This is a genomic window from Primorskyibacter aestuariivivens (genome assembly GCF_028023675.1).
In the GTDB taxonomy this organism is placed as follows: Bacteria; Pseudomonadota; Alphaproteobacteria; order Rhodobacterales; family Rhodobacteraceae; genus Marinovum; species Marinovum aestuariivivens.
On the sequence record NZ_JAQIOZ010000021.1, the window covers coordinates 1 to 15392 of the forward strand.

Annotated in this window: 26 protein-coding genes; 25 read left to right on the forward strand and 1 reads right to left on the reverse strand. The window is 58.7% G+C overall.

From position 1 onward, the window contains the following. Positions 1-215: 215 nt before the first annotated feature. The 7 genes from PGB28_RS18075 to PGB28_RS18105 all read left to right on the forward strand — a co-directional run bounded on the left by PGB28_RS18075 (position 216) and on the right by PGB28_RS18105 (position 4211). Positions 216-572 carry a hypothetical protein gene (locus tag PGB28_RS18075; protein ID WP_271422936.1) on the forward strand — a complete coding sequence of 119 codons (357 nt, stop codon included), beginning with the start codon at positions 216-218 and terminating at the stop codon, positions 570-572. 280 nt (positions 573-852) lie between these two features. Continuing rightward, entirely contained in the window at positions 853-1695 is an 843-nt protein-coding gene (gene rplB / locus PGB28_RS18080; protein WP_271422937.1) for a 50S ribosomal protein L2, read from the forward strand. Positions 1696-1698: 3 nt separating this feature from the next. Next, entirely contained in the window at positions 1699-1977 is a 279-nt protein-coding gene (rpsS, locus tag PGB28_RS18085; protein ID WP_271422938.1) for a 30S ribosomal protein S19, read from the forward strand. Positions 1978-1980: 3 nt separating this feature from the next. Beyond that, the gene (gene rplV / locus PGB28_RS18090) at positions 1981-2361 is read left to right on the forward strand and encodes a 50S ribosomal protein L22 (protein WP_271422939.1); all 381 of its coding nucleotides are present in this window, start codon (positions 1981-1983) and stop codon (positions 2359-2361) included. After that, positions 2361-3068: a 30S ribosomal protein S3 gene (gene rpsC, locus PGB28_RS18095; RefSeq protein WP_271422940.1), complete on the forward strand. Its 708-nt coding sequence runs from the start codon at positions 2361-2363 to the stop codon at positions 3066-3068. Before rplV ends, rpsC begins: the two co-directional genes overlap by 1 nt. 13 nt (positions 3069-3081) lie before the next feature. After that, positions 3082-3495, forward strand: coding sequence for a 50S ribosomal protein L16 (gene rplP, locus PGB28_RS18100; protein WP_271422941.1), 414 nt, complete (start codon positions 3082-3084; stop codon positions 3493-3495). Positions 3496-3590: 95 nt separating this feature from the next. Further along, entirely contained in the window at positions 3591-4211 is a 621-nt protein-coding gene (locus tag PGB28_RS18105; protein ID WP_271422942.1) for a 2OG-Fe(II) oxygenase family protein, read from the forward strand. On the opposite strand, the gene PGB28_RS18110 is transcribed toward PGB28_RS18105, so the two are convergent. Beyond that, positions 4192-5370: a hypothetical protein gene (locus PGB28_RS18110; protein WP_271422943.1), complete on the reverse strand. Its 1179-nt coding sequence runs from the start codon at positions 5368-5370 to the stop codon at positions 4192-4194. The genes PGB28_RS18105 and PGB28_RS18110 overlap by 20 nt on opposite strands. A gap of 246 nt (positions 5371-5616) precedes the next feature. On the opposite strand from PGB28_RS18110, the gene rpmC reads away from it, so the two are divergent. The 18 genes from rpmC (at position 5617) to rpsM (ending at position 15379) form a co-directional block, all read left to right on the forward strand. After that, positions 5617-5817 (forward strand): 50S ribosomal protein L29, encoded by a 201-nt coding sequence (rpmC, locus tag PGB28_RS18115; RefSeq protein ID WP_271423015.1) that lies wholly within the window; start codon positions 5617-5619, stop codon positions 5815-5817. 12 nt (positions 5818-5829) lie between these two features. After that, positions 5830-6060 (forward strand): 30S ribosomal protein S17, encoded by a 231-nt coding sequence (gene rpsQ / locus PGB28_RS18120; RefSeq protein ID WP_271422944.1) that lies wholly within the window; start codon positions 5830-5832, stop codon positions 6058-6060. A 78-nt stretch (positions 6061-6138) separates the two neighbouring features. Next, on the forward strand, positions 6139-6507 hold the full coding sequence (rplN, locus tag PGB28_RS18125; RefSeq protein ID WP_005621870.1) for a 50S ribosomal protein L14: 369 nt from the start codon (positions 6139-6141) through the stop codon (positions 6505-6507). Further along, positions 6507-6818, forward strand: a complete 312-nt coding sequence (gene rplX / locus PGB28_RS18130) for a 50S ribosomal protein L24 (RefSeq protein WP_271422945.1) — start codon at positions 6507-6509, stop codon at positions 6816-6818. The genes rplN and rplX overlap by 1 nt, the downstream gene beginning before the upstream one ends. Further along, positions 6811-7374 (forward strand): 50S ribosomal protein L5, encoded by a 564-nt coding sequence (gene rplE, locus PGB28_RS18135; RefSeq protein WP_271422946.1) that lies wholly within the window; start codon positions 6811-6813, stop codon positions 7372-7374. The genes rplX and rplE overlap by 8 nt, the downstream gene beginning before the upstream one ends. A gap of 18 nt (positions 7375-7392) precedes the next feature. Further along, the gene (rpsN, locus tag PGB28_RS18140; protein ID WP_271422947.1) at positions 7393-7698 is read left to right on the forward strand and encodes a 30S ribosomal protein S14; all 306 of its coding nucleotides are present in this window, start codon (positions 7393-7395) and stop codon (positions 7696-7698) included. A gap of 12 nt (positions 7699-7710) precedes the next feature. Further along, the gene (rpsH, locus tag PGB28_RS18145; RefSeq protein ID WP_271422948.1) at positions 7711-8103 is read left to right on the forward strand and encodes a 30S ribosomal protein S8; all 393 of its coding nucleotides are present in this window, start codon (positions 7711-7713) and stop codon (positions 8101-8103) included. 12 nt (positions 8104-8115) lie between these two features. Then, entirely contained in the window at positions 8116-8649 is a 534-nt protein-coding gene (gene rplF / locus PGB28_RS18150) for a 50S ribosomal protein L6 (protein WP_271422949.1), read from the forward strand. 11 nt (positions 8650-8660) lie between these two features. Next, positions 8661-9020 carry a 50S ribosomal protein L18 gene (rplR, locus tag PGB28_RS18155; RefSeq protein WP_271422950.1) on the forward strand — a complete coding sequence of 120 codons (360 nt, stop codon included), beginning with the start codon at positions 8661-8663 and terminating at the stop codon, positions 9018-9020. A gap of 113 nt (positions 9021-9133) precedes the next feature. Beyond that, positions 9134-9712 carry a 30S ribosomal protein S5 gene (rpsE, locus tag PGB28_RS18160; protein ID WP_271422951.1) on the forward strand — a complete coding sequence of 193 codons (579 nt, stop codon included), beginning with the start codon at positions 9134-9136 and terminating at the stop codon, positions 9710-9712. 5 nt (positions 9713-9717) lie between these two features. Continuing rightward, positions 9718-9906: a 50S ribosomal protein L30 gene (rpmD, locus tag PGB28_RS18165; protein WP_025311786.1), complete on the forward strand. Its 189-nt coding sequence runs from the start codon at positions 9718-9720 to the stop codon at positions 9904-9906. A 223-nt stretch (positions 9907-10129) separates the two neighbouring features. Then, on the forward strand, positions 10130-10345 hold the full coding sequence (locus PGB28_RS18170; protein WP_271422952.1) for a DUF1127 domain-containing protein: 216 nt from the start codon (positions 10130-10132) through the stop codon (positions 10343-10345). A 332-nt stretch (positions 10346-10677) separates the two neighbouring features. Further along, entirely contained in the window at positions 10678-11148 is a 471-nt protein-coding gene (gene rplO / locus PGB28_RS18175) for a 50S ribosomal protein L15 (RefSeq protein ID WP_271422953.1), read from the forward strand. Between the two features lie 111 nt (positions 11149-11259). Continuing rightward, on the forward strand, positions 11260-12627 hold the full coding sequence (gene secY, locus PGB28_RS18180; protein WP_271422954.1) for a preprotein translocase subunit SecY: 1368 nt from the start codon (positions 11260-11262) through the stop codon (positions 12625-12627). A 6-nt stretch (positions 12628-12633) separates the two neighbouring features. Further along, positions 12634-13209, forward strand: a complete 576-nt coding sequence (locus tag PGB28_RS18185; RefSeq protein WP_271422955.1) for an adenylate kinase — start codon at positions 12634-12636, stop codon at positions 13207-13209. Between the two features lie 232 nt (positions 13210-13441). Beyond that, positions 13442-13612, forward strand: a complete 171-nt coding sequence (locus PGB28_RS18190; protein WP_271422956.1) for a hypothetical protein — start codon at positions 13442-13444, stop codon at positions 13610-13612. Between the two features lie 251 nt (positions 13613-13863). Beyond that, positions 13864-14688, forward strand: coding sequence for a trypsin-like serine protease (locus PGB28_RS18195; protein ID WP_271422957.1), 825 nt, complete (start codon positions 13864-13866; stop codon positions 14686-14688). 322 nt (positions 14689-15010) lie between these two features. Then, positions 15011-15379 carry a 30S ribosomal protein S13 gene (rpsM, locus tag PGB28_RS18200; RefSeq protein ID WP_271422958.1) on the forward strand — a complete coding sequence of 123 codons (369 nt, stop codon included), beginning with the start codon at positions 15011-15013 and terminating at the stop codon, positions 15377-15379. Positions 15380-15392 lie beyond the last annotated feature (13 nt).

A 15392-nucleotide genomic window follows, 5' to 3' on the forward strand; every position in this document is an offset into this window, starting at 1 on the left:
CCTTGAACTCCGGCGAATGGTTCTTCCGTTTCGACATCTCTAATCTCCTTATCGTCGAAGACCAGCAGACAACAAATCGTAGCTTACGTCAGTGTCCGAATTTCAGGGGGTAGCTCAGTGTGCGTGGCCTCAATTCTCGAATGCGTGACTTTGATCCCGAACTCTTGGAGGCTGCTCGACACATCAGGAGAAGAAGACCACGGTTTCACCCTCGAATGCTGGAAGAAATCATGTATGTTTCGCAGGAAGGTGACGACGCCCCGATGGGACTGCTATTGATGGCTGGATATCTCAGAGAGGATTTTCCTTGGTTGTCCGAAGTGTTGGCGGAATCCTACCGTGAAGTCCGTGAAGGTGGTTCCGATGTCGCTGAAAAAGCAATGCATCGTCTCCAACGCACCGTTAAAACCCTTATGCGCTCGAAGTTTTCGCGTGAAATGATCGGTGACGCCAAAGAAGCGCATTTCATTATTGAAGAAATTCCAATGCTTATCGATATGTCGTTACATCATCTGATCGACTCAAGGAAACGGTCAAAGCAACCATCGAACGACGAAAAGTCCGGTGATTAGGTTTCCTAGGATTGTTTGACCGACCAGGCGCCCTTGACCCCACGCCCCCCTTCCCCTATCAGACCCCATCCGCACCGCCCCAGATTCGTCTGGGGCTGTGTGTATTTGTTGGTCTGGTGGGCAAATTGCCCACCCTACAAGACCGGCGCAAGGTGGGCAGTTTGTCCGCCATCCTAACCGGGGACCTTCGGGGCCCTATACCTTGGCTGACCCGAACAAAGGGAAAGCCCAAACATAGCGGGGCGCACAGTCCCGCATTGCTAAACGGAAGACAGAAAGCATGGCACTCAAGTCGTACAAGCCGACGACGCCGGGCCAGCGCGGGCTGGTGCTGATCGACCGTTCGGAGCTGTGGAAAGGACGCCCCGTCAAAGCCCTCACCGAGGGTCTGACGAAATCGGGTGGCCGGAACAACACCGGACGTATCACATCGCGCCGTCGTGGTGGCGGGGCGAAACGCCTCTACCGGATCGTTGATTTCAAGCGTAACAAATTCGACGTCGAAGCCGTCGTTGTGCGCATCGAATATGACCCCAACCGCACCGCGTTCATTGCCCTCGTGCAATATACAGACGGCGAGCAGGCTTATATCCTCGCGCCGCAGCGGATTGCCGTTGGTGACAAGCTGATCGCTTCGGCCAAGGCCGACATCAAGCCGGGCAACGCGATGCCGTTCTCGGGCATGCCCATTGGTACCATCGTTCACAACATCGAGCTGAAGCCCGGCAAGGGCGGTCAGATCGCACGCGCCGCAGGCACTTATGCCCAGTTCGTCGGCCGTGACGGTGGCTACGCCCAGATCCGCCTGTCCTCGGGCGAATTGCGCATGGTGCGTCAGGAATGCATGGCCACCGTGGGTGCCGTGTCGAACCCCGACAACTCGAACCAGAACTACGGTAAAGCGGGCCGCATGCGCCACAAGGGCATCCGCCCCTCTGTGCGTGGTGTTGTCATGAACCCGATCGACCACCCCCATGGTGGTGGTGAAGGCCGGACCTCTGGTGGTCGTCACCCGGTGACACCGTGGGGCAAGCCGACCAAGGGTAAACGCACCCGCAACAAGAACAAGGCGTCGCAAAAGCTGATCATCCGCTCGCGTCACGCCAAGAAGAAGGGCCGCTAAGACATGGCACGTTCTGTATGGAAAGGCCCCTTCGTGGATGCTTATGTGCTGAAAAAAGCCGAAGCAGCCCGCGACTCCGGCCGCAACGAAGTTATCAAGATCTGGTCGCGCCGCTCGACGATCCTGCCCCAATTCGTGGGCCTGACGTTTGGCGTGTACAACGGCCAGAAGCATATCCCTGTCAACGTCACGGAAGACATGATCGGTCAGAAGTTCGGTGAATACTCCCCGACCCGCACCTATTATGGCCACGCCGCTGACAAAAAAGCGAAGCGGAAGTAAGTCATGGGCAAGGAAAAGAACCCCCGCCGCGTGGCCGACAACGAAGCAATGGCAAAACTGCGCATGCTCCGTACGTCCCCGCAAAAGCTGAACCTGGTCGCCGGAATGATCCGCGGCAAGAAGGTTGAAAAAGCGCTGAACGATCTGGCTTTCTCGAAGAAGCGGATCGCCATCGACGTGCGCAAGTGCCTGCAATCTGCCATCGCCAATGCCGAGAACAACCATGGTCTCGATGTGGACGAGCTGATCGTGGCCGAAGCCTATGTCGGCAAGAACCTGGTCATGAAGCGCGGTCGCCCGCGAGCACGTGGCCGGTTTGGCAAGATCGTCAAGCCGTTTTCGGAACTGACCATCAAGGTCCGTCAGATTGAGGAGCAAGCCTGATGGGGAATAAAACCAATCCGATCGGCATGCGCCTTCAGGTCAACCGCACCTGGGACAGCCGCTGGTACGCCGACACCAAGGATTACGGTGATCTTCTGCTGGAAGACCTGGCAATCCGTGATTTCATCCATGAAGAGTGCAAACAGGCCGGCGTGGCCCGTGTGATCATCGAACGTCCGCACAAGAAGTGCCGCGTGACGATCCACACTGCCCGCCCCGGTGTCATCATTGGCAAGAAAGGCGCAGACATCGAAACCCTGCGCAAGAAAATCGCCAACATGACCGATAGCGAGCTGCACCTCAACATCGTGGAAGTGCGCAAGCCCGAGCTGGATGCCCGCCTTGTCGGCGAAAGCATCGCGCAACAGCTTGAGCGTCGTGTGTCCTTCCGTCGTGCGATGAAACGTGCGGTGCAGAACGCCATGCGCATGGGTGCCGAAGGCATCCGGGTCAACGTTGCGGGCCGTCTTGGCGGTGCCGAGATCGCCCGGACCGAATGGTACCGCGAAGGCCGTGTGCCGCTTCATACCCTGCGCGCCGATATCGACCACGCACATGTCGAGGCGGAAACGCCCTATGGCATCATCGGGATCAAGGTCTGGATCTTCAAAGGCGAGATCATGGAGCACGACCCGCAAGCGCGTGACCGCAAGGCACAGGAAGTTCAGGATGGTCCGGCCCCTCGTGGCGCCGGTGGCCGTCGCTGAGGAGGAATGACAGATGCTTCAACCAAAGCGCACTAAATTCCGCAAGATGCACAAAGGCCGGATCAAGGGCGACGCCAAGGGCGGCTCTGATCTGAACTTCGGCACTTACGGTCTCAAGGCCACCACGCCCGAGCGCGTGACCGCCCGCCAGATCGAAGCCGCCCGTCGTGCCATGACGCGTCACATGAAACGTCAGGGCCGCGTCTGGATCCGCATCTTTCCCGACACCCCGATTTCGGCCAAGCCGATCGAGGTCCGGATGGGTAAGGGTAAAGGTTCCGTCGACCGCTGGGCCGCCAAGGTCAAGCCGGGCCGCGTGATGTTCGAGATCGACGGCGTGACCGACGCAGTTGCACGTGAGGCGCTCCGCCTTGCCGCGATGAAACTGCCGGTCAAGACCCGCGTCGTGGTCCGCGAGGACTGGTGATCGGTGGGCAGCATTGCCCACCCTACGAAATTGGCCCCCGGCGCAGTGATGCGGCGGGGGTTTTTCTTTGATAAAAGCTGGAGTAAAGCCGTGTCATGGCTGACATATCCTCCCTCTTCGTGACCCGTCTTTACCGCGCTGCCCTCTCCGAGCATGGCCCTGCCATCGACAATGACGAGCTGGAAGCGTCCTGCTTTACCATCGCCGAGGATGACGAGGCCGGGCAGGAATGGTGCGAGTCCGAGGGCTATCCCGGTTACACGTCTTACGCCTCGCTCACCGATCTGCCCTGGCGCTTTCCGATCTTTTCCGATCTGGTCAAGGTGCTCGACGCCCATGTCGCGGCCTTTGCCGAGGATCTGGAGTTCGATCTCGACGGGCGCAACCTTGTGCTGGAGGATATCTGGATCAACATCCTGCCCGAGGGCGGTATGCATTCCAGCCACCTGCATCCGCATTCGGTGATCTCGGGCACCACTTATGTCTCGATGCCCGAAGGCACCTCGGCGCTGAAACTCGAAGACCCGCGCTCGGCCCGCATGATGGCCGCGCCGCCGCGGCGCAAGGGGTGCCGCGAGGAGCTGAAGGCCTTTGTTTATCAGACGCCGACAGTGGGTGATGTGCTGCTTTGGGAAAGCTGGCTGCGCCACGAGGTGCCGATGAACATGGCCGAGGACGAGCGCGTCAGCGTGAGCTTTAACTACCGCTGGGAGTGATTGGTTCCAGCGTCGGGATATCCTCGCCGACAAAGGTGATGTCGTCCCAATCCACGTCCGCCGCGCCGATGACCACCGTTGTTTCCTGCGCCGCCTCGGTCGCGTGGTCATAGCGCAGCACAAGCGTGGTGATTTCGTTGCCAAACACGTCCGTTCCCGGTTCCAAACGCGCTTCGGTCAGGTCGTAACCGTCGTCGGATGGGGTGGCATCAATGCGGATCATGTCCTCGCCCGGGGTGAAATCGGGCAGTTCCAGAACTTCGAACAACAGACTGCCATCGTCCTGGACAAACTCTGTCGGATCAAACTCGGAGCCGTCAAAGTTGGGCGCGCTCAGGTCGCCCTCGGAGATATCAAGGTCGAACAGATCCGCTCCTGCACCGCCGCGCGGAGACAAGGCGCTCAGGCTTGGGTCCGTGATGCCCGTGCCGGTAAAGGAAATCGTGTCATTTCCATCGCCGCCGTCGACCTGCGTCGCATAGCCGGTGTCACCTTCCGCCACCCCTGAGAAACTGATCACATCATCTCCTGCGTCGCCGTTCAGGTTCATGTTGAAGCTTCCGGTGATGGTGTCGTTGCCGTCACCGCCATTCACTGTGACCTGAGGCCCACTGCCACCGCTTCCGTCAAACACATCGGCACCTGCGCCGAGATCCACAATGGAATCGATGGACTCGTCTACCAACGCGACGGTGTCATCACCGTCGCCCATGTCGATGGTGCTGGACAACAGCAGGGCATTCAGGACGTCGTCACCGCCGCCCGCCTCGATCCGGCTTAGTATCAGCGTGCGTTCGTCTATCGGGCCAGTGCTTTCGAAGTCTTCGTCATAAAGGTCGATCGTGTCGTCGCCGTCGCCGGACAGTATCGTCGCGTTTTCAACGCCCTCATCCTCGACCGCAAGGGTAATGACATCTGCGCCGTCGGTCCCGGTCACTGAGCTGCTGGAACCCGCCGTGAGCGGGTCGTCGGGCGTGTCGGACTCATCGGGGGTGTCAGGATCGTCAGGCGTGTCCGGATCGTCAGGCGTATCCGGGGTGTCCGGCGTTTCGACATCGTCCTCTTCGACCAGAGCTTCTTGCTCATCGTCTTCGGAATTTCCCGTGTCGATAAAGCCAATGCCAAGCACGGCCAAAGCCATTAGCAGAACAATTTCCATGTGAAACTCCAACACTGATTAACGACACCGGGTCGTTTGTACATTTTTTTATCGAATTTTACTGTCCAAAATTGGGCAACTGAGTGTCTCCTCTATGGCAACATGCAGCGTCACCTGCCTTTGCTCTTGCCAAGCGGCGGCATCGCGCCTATACGGCCCCCTCATTCATGGACTCCACCAGAATCACGGTGACCCACACGATGATGTGAAAGGGGCCGTCTGGTGATGTTGAGAAAGGACAAGGCGATGAACGCCACCGAACTGCGTGACAAGACGCCGGATCAGCTTCGTGAAGAGCTGGCCAATCTGAAAAAAGAAGCGTTCAACCTGCGTTTCCAGCAAGCCACTGGTCAGCTGGAAAACACTGCGCGTATGCGCCAGGTGAAACGTGATGCGGCGCGTGTGAAAACCGTGCTGAACGAAAAAGCCGCTGCGGCAGCTGAATAAGGAGCGAGACCTATGCCCAAACGTATCCTGCAAGGTGTCGTAACCTCGGACGCCAACGCCCAGACCGTGACTGTGTCGGTGGAACGCCGCTTCAAGCACCCGGTTCTGAAGAAAACCATCAAGAAGTCCAAGAAGTACCGGGCTCATGATGAAAAGAACGCTTTCAAGGTCGGTGACACCGTACGCATCATCGAATGCGCGCCGAAATCGAAGACGAAACGCTGGGAGGTTCTGGAAGCGTAAGCTTCCGGACCCTTTTAGTTTGATCGAAACCATGGGGAACAGGTCAGGCATGACCCCCCAAAGGTCAGGAGAAACCACATGATCCAGATGCAGACCAATCTGGATGTAGCTGACAACTCCGGCGCGCGCCGGGTTCAGTGCATCAAGGTTCTGGGTGGTTCCAAGCGGAAATACGCGTCGGTGGGTGACATCATCGTAGTATCCGTCAAGGAAGCCATCCCGCGCGGTCGCGTGAAGAAGGGTGACGTCCGCAAGGCCGTCGTCGTGCGCACCGCCAAAGAAGTTCGCCGTGAAGACGGCACCGCGATCCGCTTTGATCGCAACGCAGCCGTGATCCTCAACAACAACAACGAACCCGTTGGTACCCGTATCTTCGGACCGGTTGTTCGTGAGCTGCGCGCCAAGAACTTCATGAAAATCATCTCGCTTGCTCCGGAGGTGCTGTAATGGCTGCCAAACTCCGTAAAGGCGACAAGGTCGTCGTGCTGGCCGGCAAGGACAAGGGCAAGGAAGGCACCATTGCTTCCGTTGACCCGAAATCCGGCAAGGCCATCGTGGACGGTGTGAACATCGCCATCCGCGCCACCCGTCAGAGCCAAACGTCGCAAGGCGGTCGCATCCCCAAGCCGATGCCGATCCAGCTGTCGAACTTGGCACTGCTTGACGCTAACGGCAAAGCCACCCGCGTCGGCTTCCGCATGGAAGGTGACAAGAAGGTCCGCTTCGCCAAGACCACGGGGGACGTGATCGATGCTTGATTCCGCAAACTACACCCCGCGTCTGCGCGCGCTCTTTGACGCCGAGATCAAGGCGAAGCTGAAAGAAGAATTCGGCTACTCCAACGACATGATGATCCCGCGTCTGGACAAGATCGTCCTGAACATCGGCTGCGGCGCTGAAGCTGTCAAAGACAGCAAGAAAGCCAAGTCGGCGCAGGATGATCTGACCGCAATCGCCGGTCAACGTGCCGTCATCACCAAGGCCAAGAAGTCGATCGCCGGCTTCCGCGTTCGTGAAGACATGCCACTGGGTGCGAAAACAACCCTGCGCGGCGCACGCATGTACGATTTCCTCGATCGTCTGATCACTGTGGCAATGCCCCGTATCCGCGACTTCCGCGGCGTTTCGGGCAAGTCGTTTGACGGCCGTGGCAACTATGCCATGGGCATCAAGGAACATATCGTGTTCCCGGAAATCGACTTTGACAAGGTGGACGAGGCCTGGGGCCTGGACATCGTGATCGCCACCACCGCGAAAACCGACGCAGAAGCCAAGGCGCTGTTGAAGCATTTCAACATGCCTTTCAGCTCGTAACGCGGGAGAGGATTAGACATGGCTAAAAAAGCAATGATCGAACGCGAGAAGAAGCGCGAAAAGATGGTGGCGAAATATGCTGCCAAACGCGCCGAACTCAAGGAAATCGCAAACGACGAAACCAAGCCGATGGAAGAGCGCTTCAAGGCGCGTCTGAAACTGGCGAAACTGCCGCGCAACAGCTCGGCTACCCGTTTGCACAACCGCTGCCAGCTGACCGGTCGTCCCCACGCGTACTACCGCAAGCTGAAAATCAGCCGTATCGCGCTGCGCGAACTGGGCTCCAAGGGCCTGCTTCCCGGCATGGTCAAGTCGAGCTGGTAAGGAGGGCATAAGATGAACGATCCTATCGGCGATATGCTCACCCGGATCCGCAACGCACAGATGCGTGGCAAGTCGACCGTGTCGACCCCCGCATCGAAACTGCGTGCCTGGGTGCTCGACGTTCTCGCGGACGAAGGTTACATCCGCGGTTACGAGAAAACCACCGATGAGCGCGGTCACCCCGCCATCGAAATCAGCCTGAAATACTACGACGGCACCCCCGTCATCCGCGAATTGAAGCGGGTGTCCAAGCCGGGCCGTCGTGTGTATCTGGGTGTGAACGAGATCCCCACCGTCCGTCAGGGCCTGGGCGTCAGCATCGTTTCCACCTCCAAGGGCGTCATGTCGGATGCAGCTGCACGCAATGCCAATATCGGCGGCGAAGTGCTCTGCACCGTATTCTAAGGAGGGTCTGAGATGTCTCGTATCGGCAAACAGCCTGTTGCCCTTCCTGACGGTGTGACCGCTTCGCTTTCGGGCCAGACCATTGAAGTGAAAGGCCCCAAGGGGACCCAGAGCTTCACCGCCACGGATGACGTGACGCTGACCATCGAAGATGGCACCGTGACCGTCACGCCGCGCGGCAAGTCCAAGCGTGCACGCCAGCAGTGGGGCATGAGCCGCACCGTTGTGGCCAACCTGGTCCACGGCGTTACCGGAACCTTCAAGAAAGAGCTGGAAATCCAGGGTGTGGGTTATCGTGCTCAGCTGGCGGGTAAGACCCTCAAGCTGAACCTCGGCCTGTCTCACGACGTGGATTTCGAAATTCCGGAAGGTATCACCATTACTGTTCCCAAACCGACTGAGATCATTATCGAAGGTAATGACATCCAGCAGGTGGGTCAGGTCGCGGCCAATATCCGCGAATGGCGCAAGCCCGAGCCCTATAAAGGCAAAGGCATCCGCTACAAGGGTGAATATATCTTCCAGAAGGAAGGCAAGAAGAAGTAAGGACGCGCACAATGGCAAACAGCAAAAGACAACTGTTCCTGAAGCGCCGTCTGCGCGTTCGGAACAAACTCCGCAAGATGAACCGTGGGCGCGTGCGCCTGTCGGTCCATCGCTCGAACAAGAACATTTCGGTCCAGTTGATCGACGACGTCAACGGCACCACGCTGGCATCGGCTTCGTCGCTCGAAAAGGACCTGGGGTTCGTGGGCAAGAACAACGTGGAAGCCGCGAAAAAAGTGGGCGAGGCAATTGCCGAGCGCGCCAAGAAAGCCGGTGTCGAAGAGTGTTATTTCGACCGCGGTGGTTTCCTGTTCCACGGTGGCATCAAGGCTCTGGCCGATGCTGCGCGTGAGGGCGGCCTGAAGTTCTAAAGTGTGGGGGCGCGGGGCGCCGCGCCTCTCGATGATCGGGGGCCCCGGGAAACCGGGGTCACTGCGATTGAAAAAAACAGGCGCAAAGCGCGCCACTCATGAAGGGAAGCCAGATGGCAGAACGTGAGAACCGCCGGGGCAAGGGTCGCGACCGCGACGAAGCGCCGGAATTTGCAGATCGCCTGGTTGCGATCAACCGGGTGTCCAAAACCGTGAAAGGTGGTAAGCGCTTTGGCTTCGCCGCACTCGTGGTTGTGGGCGACCAGAAAGGCCGCGTGGGCTTTGGCAAGGGCAAGGCGAAAGAAGTGCCTGAAGCCATCCGCAAAGCCACCGAGCAAGCCAAGCGCCAGATGATCCGCGTGCCGCTGCGCGAAGGCCGCACGCTGCACCACGACATGGAAGGCCGCCACGGCGCCGGTAAAGTCGTGATGCGCACCGCACCGCAGGGTACCGGTATCATCGCCGGTGGTCCGATGCGCGCCGTGTTCGAGATGCTGGGCATCCAGGACGTGGTTGCCAAGTCGACTGGGTCGCAGAACCCCTACAACATGATCCGCGCCACGCTGAACGGTCTTCAGAAAGAAACCAGCCCCCGTATGGTGGCACAGCGTCGTGGTAAAAAGGTTGCTGACATCCTGCCCAAGCGTGATGACGCGCCGCAGGAAAGCACCCAGGTTGCTGAGGAGGCCTGAGACCCATGGCAAAAACCATCGTAGTCAAGCAGATCGGCTCGCCGATCCGTCGCCCCGAAATCCAGCGCAAGACGCTGATCGGTCTGGGCCTGAACAAGATGCACAAAACCCGCGAGCTTGAGGATACCCCTTCGGTGCGCGGCATGATCAACAAGATCCCGCATCTCGTCGAGATCGTCGAAGAACGCGGCTAAGCGATTGGTGGGCCGCATGGCCCACCCTATAGACCAAAGCGCCCTCCGGTTCAGGCCGGGGGGCGTTTTCATTTGTCTGGCAGGGCCGATGCTGCATTGCAGAAAATGCATAACGGGCAGACCATACTGTCGATTGTGAGCGCCACCAACCGGGCCTATGTCCTCGCGTGAAAGCAAATACGAATTCGGGGCACCGCGCCCCACCCAGACAAAGGACACTATCATGGCATTTGCCCCTACCTACGCCCGCCCCGGTTTCAGCCTGCGCGCCGCTTACCGCAATGCAGTCGCGAATATCCGCCAAGCGGCAGCCCGCCGCGCGGCCTTCAACGCGCTCTATGACGAACTCAATGCGATGTCCGATCGTGAACTGGCCGATATCGGTCTGGCCCGCTCGGAAATCGGCGACGTGGCCAGCGCCCACGCGGCAACCCTCTGATTCTTCTGCCACTGACGAGCGACCGGAGACCTCTGATGACACTGATCCCCGCCATGGCCCGCCGTATCATCGGCCGCGTTATGACCGCGCTGAAATCTGACCCCGTGCCTTGCTGGACGGAATATCTGCGTCAGACCCGCTGATCACGGACGCCCCCGATAATCGCCGCGCGAGTTTCAAACCGCGCGGCGTTTCCTTTTGGGGGGCCTTGCATGGCGATGGCCTGACCGCTATACGCGCCCGGTGGCGCAGAGCGCCGCAGAATCAAAACCAAGAAACGCCGTGGTTGACCCAACACGCTTCGGGGGTCACATCCGGCAAGGAGAAGCGATATGAAACTCAATGAACTGCGCGACAATCCTGGCGCAACCAAACGCCGCAAGCGCGTTGGCCGTGGTCCGGGTTCCGGCATGGGCAAAACCGCTGGTCGCGGTATCAAGGGTCAGAAATCCCGTTCGGGTGTGGCCATCAAGGGCTATGAAGGCGGCCAGATGCCGCTCTACCAACGCCTGCCCAAGCGCGGTTTTAACAAGCCGAACCGCAAATCCTATGCGGTGATCAACCTGAACATCATCCAGAAGTTCATCGACGCCGGCAAGCTGGACGCCGCGAACATCACCGAAGACAGCCTGATCGCATCGGGCGCCGTGCGCCGCAAACTCGACGGTGTGCGCGTGCTGGCCAAGGGCGAGATTACCGCCAAGGCAACCATCGAAGTGACCGGTGCATCGAAAGCGGCCATCGAGGCTGTTGAGAAAGCGGGCGGCTCACTGAAGGTCACAGCTGCGTCTGCGGCTGAATAACGGGTTGTGAGCGGCGCATTCGCCGCTTACATAGCCTGACAGGTTTTCCTTAACGCCGCCCGCCGGAAACCGGCCCGGGCGGCGTTTGCATAAAGCGAGATATAAAGAGCCATGGTATCAGCAGCAGAGCAGATGGCGGCCAATACAAGCTGGGCAGCGCTCGGCAAGGCCACCGACCTGCGCAACCGCATCCTCTTCACCCTCGGTCTTCTGATCGTCTACCGTCTTGGCACCTTCATCCCGGTTCCGGGGATCGACGGTGCCGCGCTTCGTGAGTTCATGGAGCAGGCGGGGCAGGGCATCGGCGGCATGGTGTCGATGTTCACCGGCGGCGCGCTGGGGCGGATGGGCATCTTTGCTCTGGGGATCATGCCCTATATCTCGGCCTCGATCATCGTGCAGCTTCTGACCGCCATGGTTCCCGCGCTGGAACAGCTCAAGAAAGAGGGCGAGCAGGGCCGCAAGAAGATCAACCAGTATACCCGCTATGGCACCGTGGTACTGGCCACGTTCCAGGCCTATGGCCTGTCTGTGGGCCTCTACGCCAACGACTTCGTACAGGCCGAGATCGACCAAAGCTTCTTTATTGCGTCCTGTGTCATCACGCTGGTGGGCGGCACCATGTTCCTGATGTGGCTGGGTGAACAGATCACCGCGCGCGGCATCGGTAACGGTATCTCGCTGATCATCTTCGTCGGCATTATCGCCGAAGTACCGGCCGCTCTGGCACAGTTCTTTGCATCTGGCCGTTCCGGTGCCATCAGCCCCGCGGTGATCATCGGTGTGATCATCATGGTGGTGGCCGTGATCATGTTCGTCGTGTTCATGGAACGCGCGCTGCGCAAGATCACCATTCAATACCCGCGCCGCCAGCAGGGCATGAAAATCTCGGAAGCGCAGCAAAGCCACCTCCCGGTCAAGGTTAACCCGTCAGGCGTGATCCCGGCGATCTTTGCCTCGTCGCTTCTGCTTCTGCCGACAACCATCGCGACCTTCTCGGGCAATCAGACCAGCCCGATCATGTCCACGATCCTTGCCTATTTCGGCCCCGGTCAGCCGCTCTACCTCGCGTTCTTCGCGCTGATGATCGTGTTCTTCGCCTATTTCTATACGTTCAACGTGTCGTTCAAACCCGATGACGTGGCCGACAACCTGAAGAACCAGAACGGTTTCGTTCCCGGCATCCGCCCGGGCAAGAAGACCGCCGAGTATCTGGAATATGTGGTCAACCGCATCCTCGTTTTGGGTTCCGGCTATCTGGCGGCTGTGTGTCTGCTGCCCGAGGTTCTGCGCGGTCAGTTCGCCATCCCGTTCTACTTCGGCGGCACGTCCGTGCTGATTGTCGTGTCGGTGACCATGGACACGATCCAGCAGGTGCAGTCGCATCTTCTGGCACACCAGTACGAAGGTCTCATTCAAAAGTCGCAGCTTCGCGGCAAGGGTAAGTCCCGCAAGAAACGCAGCCCTGTCCGGAGGTAACGAGCCATGAACATCATCCTTCTGGGACCGCCCGGCGCGGGCAAGGGCACGCAGGCGCAATTCCTTGTCGAAGAGCGCGGCATGGTGCAGCTGTCCACCGGCGACATGCTGCGCGCGGCCAAAACCTCTGGCACGGAGATGGGCAAACGCGTAGCCGAGGTCATGGATCGCGGCGAGCTTGTGACTGATGAGATCGTGATCGGGCTGATCCGCGAAAAGCTGGAGCAGGGCTCTGAGGGTGGGTTCATCTTTGACGGCTTCCCACGGACGCTGGCGCAAGCGGATGCGCTTGGTGCTCTGCTGGCCGAAACGGGCCAGACGCTGGATCATGTGATTGAGCTTCAGGTCAATGACGATGTTCTGGTCGACCGGATCGTGAACCGCGCCAAAGAGGCGGTTGCCGCCGGTGGCACGGCGCGGGCGGATGACAATGAGGAAAGCCTCAAGATCCGGTTGATGGAATACTACAAAAAAACATCGCCGCTGATTGGCTATTACTACGCCAAGGGCGCACTGACCGGCGTCGACGGTCTGGGTGCGATTGACGATGTCCGGGCTGAGATCGCGGGCGTACTGGGCTAAGGCCGCGTGACGGAAGGGTGGGCAATTTTTGCCAGCCTCGCCGTGATGGCGAGAACAACTTTCCGCGAGATTGCATCTTTCCAAACTGTGCTGGATGGAACTTCCCTCTGTGATCTTCTGGGTAGGCAGGTCCAATAGAATGGCCTTGAGACCCCATGCTTAGGTTATTCGGCCCTTCTGTGTTATAGTTCCCAGCAAGGGCTATTTGCGGCCCGTGTTCAGGGGGGACAAGATGTACGCAAGGGTGACGCCGTTCAAAATGAATCCCGGTACGCGTGAGGCGGCGACCGCGAAGATGAACGAGTCGAAGAACCAGATCCTCAGCCTTCCCGGAATGCAACAAATTTACAGTGTCATGAACGAAGATGGCAGCGGCTATGTCGTTGCATTTGTGACGGACTAGGCGACTTCGGATGCAAACGCTAAGAGGGGCGCGGAGATATGGGGCAATTTTGCCGAGTTTCTGGAACCGAAACCGGTTCCCGGTGGTTACGGTGTGATTGCGGGCTGGGCACCGTAGAACTTGCCCATGGCAACGCCTTTCAGTCTTCGGCGGCAGCGCAAGAACTAAATTGGCTGCAGGTTCGGAGGTTAGCTCGTTCGGCCAAGGACGAAGCATAGGAAAAAGCAAGATTGGCAATAAAGGAGCGCATTATGAGACTAGATCGATTTGTTCACATGTTGGTTGCTTCTGTTTCGATGGTTATGCTGACGGTATCCGCTATTATCCTGACCCCGAATATGGCGGGTGCGATTACGCGAGGCGGCGACCCGGATGGCGGTGAGCACCCGTATGTTGGCCTTATTATTTTCGACGTCGGAGGGCAGCCGTCGCACCGGTGTACCGGAACTTTGGTGACCCCAACAGTCGTTGTGACCGCCGGGCATTGCACGTATGGTACATCAGCTGCGCGAATGTGGTTCGAAGAGGACGTCGGTGCGGGCATTCCAGGGAACGGGTTCCCGTTTGGTGGGGGAACCGCTGTTGAAGCGGCCTCGGTGCACACCCATCCGCAATACGATAACTTCGCATTTTTTCTTTTCGATCTGGGGGTCGTGATACTCGATTCACCTCAGTACTCTTTCCAATATGGGCAATTGCCGAGCCAGGAGCAGCTCACGCCTTTGGCGAAAAAGCGTGGCAGACAGGACACGACCTTTACAGCGGTTGGATACGGGCTCCAACAGATCAAACCGATCATCAAGAGCGACTTGGTCCGTCTAAAGGCCGATTTACGTTTGATCGACATGACCGGCACTTTCGGTGTGCCGCCAAAGACGTCGATTGCCCTGTCGAACAATGCCAATACGGGGGGCACGTGTTTTGGAGATTCAGGCGGTCCTCTTTTCGTGGGGGACACGAATGTCATCGGTGCCGTTACATCCTTCGGCCTGAACGGAAACTGCGCAGGAACAGGCGCCGGGTATCGGATTGATCAGCCCGATGATCTTGATTTTCTGAGGGGCTTTATGAACTAGTTTTTCGACGCTGGATGCGTATTGGATCTTGCGTGTTGTTCGAGCCAATGAGACCGGCTCGAACGGTGCGGATATCGATGTTGGCAAGGTTGAACAGAGCGATTCCAAATCCGTTTGCCGGCTGAACAACAAATCTCTTGACAAGGGGTTGACGCTGCACCCGCGTCCCCATAGATAGCCATATCTCGCGGTCACCCGCGCGATTCCCCAATGGGGATAAATCACCTCGAATTCAGCTGCGGCCCGGTCAGAACACGTCCGGGCTTACGTTGTGAAAAAAGGGTCTGGAACTACGGACCCGCAACGAAAAGGAAGATGACACGTGGCACGTATCGCCGGCGTAAACATACCGACCCATAAACGGGTCCCGATCGCCCTGACCTACATCACCGGAATTGGCCATACCTCGGCCAAGCAAATCTGCGAAGCTGTCAATATCGACCCGACCCGTCGTGTGAACGAGCTTTCCGACGCCGAAGTTCTGGCCGTGCGCGAGCACATCGACGCCAACTTCACCGTCGAAGGTGACCTGCGCCGCGAAGTGCAGATGAACATCAAGCGTCTGATGGACCTTGGCTGCTACCGCGGTCTGCGCCATCGCCGTAACCTCCCCGTTCGCGGTCAGCGGACCCACACCAATGCGCGTACGCGCAAAGGCCCGGCGAAACCCATCGCTGGCAAGAAGAAGTAAGGGAGGTCTGGTA

What these genes read in the sequence shown, in the direction of transcription:
- PGB28_RS18075 (WP_271422936.1), top strand. Translation starts at nt 216, where the DNA reads ATGCTGGAAGAAATCATGTATGTTTCGCAGGAAGGTGACGACGCCCCG.
- rplB (WP_271422937.1), top strand. Translation starts at nt 853, where the DNA reads ATGGCACTCAAGTCGTACAAGCCGACGACGCCGGGCCAGCGCGGGCTG.
- rpsS (WP_271422938.1), top strand. Translation starts at nt 1,699, where the DNA reads ATGGCACGTTCTGTATGGAAAGGCCCCTTCGTGGATGCTTATGTGCTG.
- rplV (WP_271422939.1), top strand. Translation starts at nt 1,981, where the DNA reads ATGGGCAAGGAAAAGAACCCCCGCCGCGTGGCCGACAACGAAGCAATG.
- rpsC (WP_271422940.1), top strand. Translation starts at nt 2,361, where the DNA reads ATGGGGAATAAAACCAATCCGATCGGCATGCGCCTTCAGGTCAACCGC.
- rplP (WP_271422941.1), top strand. Translation starts at nt 3,082, where the DNA reads ATGCTTCAACCAAAGCGCACTAAATTCCGCAAGATGCACAAAGGCCGG.
- PGB28_RS18105 (WP_271422942.1), top strand. Translation starts at nt 3,591, where the DNA reads ATGGCTGACATATCCTCCCTCTTCGTGACCCGTCTTTACCGCGCTGCC.
- PGB28_RS18110 (WP_271422943.1), bottom strand. Translation starts at nt 5,370, where the DNA reads ATGGAAATTGTTCTGCTAATGGCTTTGGCCGTGCTTGGCATTGGCTTT.
- rpmC (WP_271423015.1), top strand. Translation starts at nt 5,617, where the DNA reads ATGAACGCCACCGAACTGCGTGACAAGACGCCGGATCAGCTTCGTGAA.
- rpsQ (WP_271422944.1), top strand. Translation starts at nt 5,830, where the DNA reads ATGCCCAAACGTATCCTGCAAGGTGTCGTAACCTCGGACGCCAACGCC.
- rplN (WP_005621870.1), top strand. Translation starts at nt 6,139, where the DNA reads ATGATCCAGATGCAGACCAATCTGGATGTAGCTGACAACTCCGGCGCG.
- rplX (WP_271422945.1), top strand. Translation starts at nt 6,507, where the DNA reads ATGGCTGCCAAACTCCGTAAAGGCGACAAGGTCGTCGTGCTGGCCGGC.
- rplE (WP_271422946.1), top strand. Translation starts at nt 6,811, where the DNA reads ATGCTTGATTCCGCAAACTACACCCCGCGTCTGCGCGCGCTCTTTGAC.
- rpsN (WP_271422947.1), top strand. Translation starts at nt 7,393, where the DNA reads ATGGCTAAAAAAGCAATGATCGAACGCGAGAAGAAGCGCGAAAAGATG.
- rpsH (WP_271422948.1), top strand. Translation starts at nt 7,711, where the DNA reads ATGAACGATCCTATCGGCGATATGCTCACCCGGATCCGCAACGCACAG.
- rplF (WP_271422949.1), top strand. Translation starts at nt 8,116, where the DNA reads ATGTCTCGTATCGGCAAACAGCCTGTTGCCCTTCCTGACGGTGTGACC.
- rplR (WP_271422950.1), top strand. Translation starts at nt 8,661, where the DNA reads ATGGCAAACAGCAAAAGACAACTGTTCCTGAAGCGCCGTCTGCGCGTT.
- rpsE (WP_271422951.1), top strand. Translation starts at nt 9,134, where the DNA reads ATGGCAGAACGTGAGAACCGCCGGGGCAAGGGTCGCGACCGCGACGAA.
- rpmD (WP_025311786.1), top strand. Translation starts at nt 9,718, where the DNA reads ATGGCAAAAACCATCGTAGTCAAGCAGATCGGCTCGCCGATCCGTCGC.
- PGB28_RS18170 (WP_271422952.1), top strand. Translation starts at nt 10,130, where the DNA reads ATGGCATTTGCCCCTACCTACGCCCGCCCCGGTTTCAGCCTGCGCGCC.
- rplO (WP_271422953.1), top strand. Translation starts at nt 10,678, where the DNA reads ATGAAACTCAATGAACTGCGCGACAATCCTGGCGCAACCAAACGCCGC.
- secY (WP_271422954.1), top strand. Translation starts at nt 11,260, where the DNA reads ATGGTATCAGCAGCAGAGCAGATGGCGGCCAATACAAGCTGGGCAGCG.
- PGB28_RS18185 (WP_271422955.1), top strand. Translation starts at nt 12,634, where the DNA reads ATGAACATCATCCTTCTGGGACCGCCCGGCGCGGGCAAGGGCACGCAG.
- PGB28_RS18190 (WP_271422956.1), top strand. Translation starts at nt 13,442, where the DNA reads ATGTACGCAAGGGTGACGCCGTTCAAAATGAATCCCGGTACGCGTGAG.
- PGB28_RS18195 (WP_271422957.1), top strand. Translation starts at nt 13,864, where the DNA reads ATGAGACTAGATCGATTTGTTCACATGTTGGTTGCTTCTGTTTCGATG.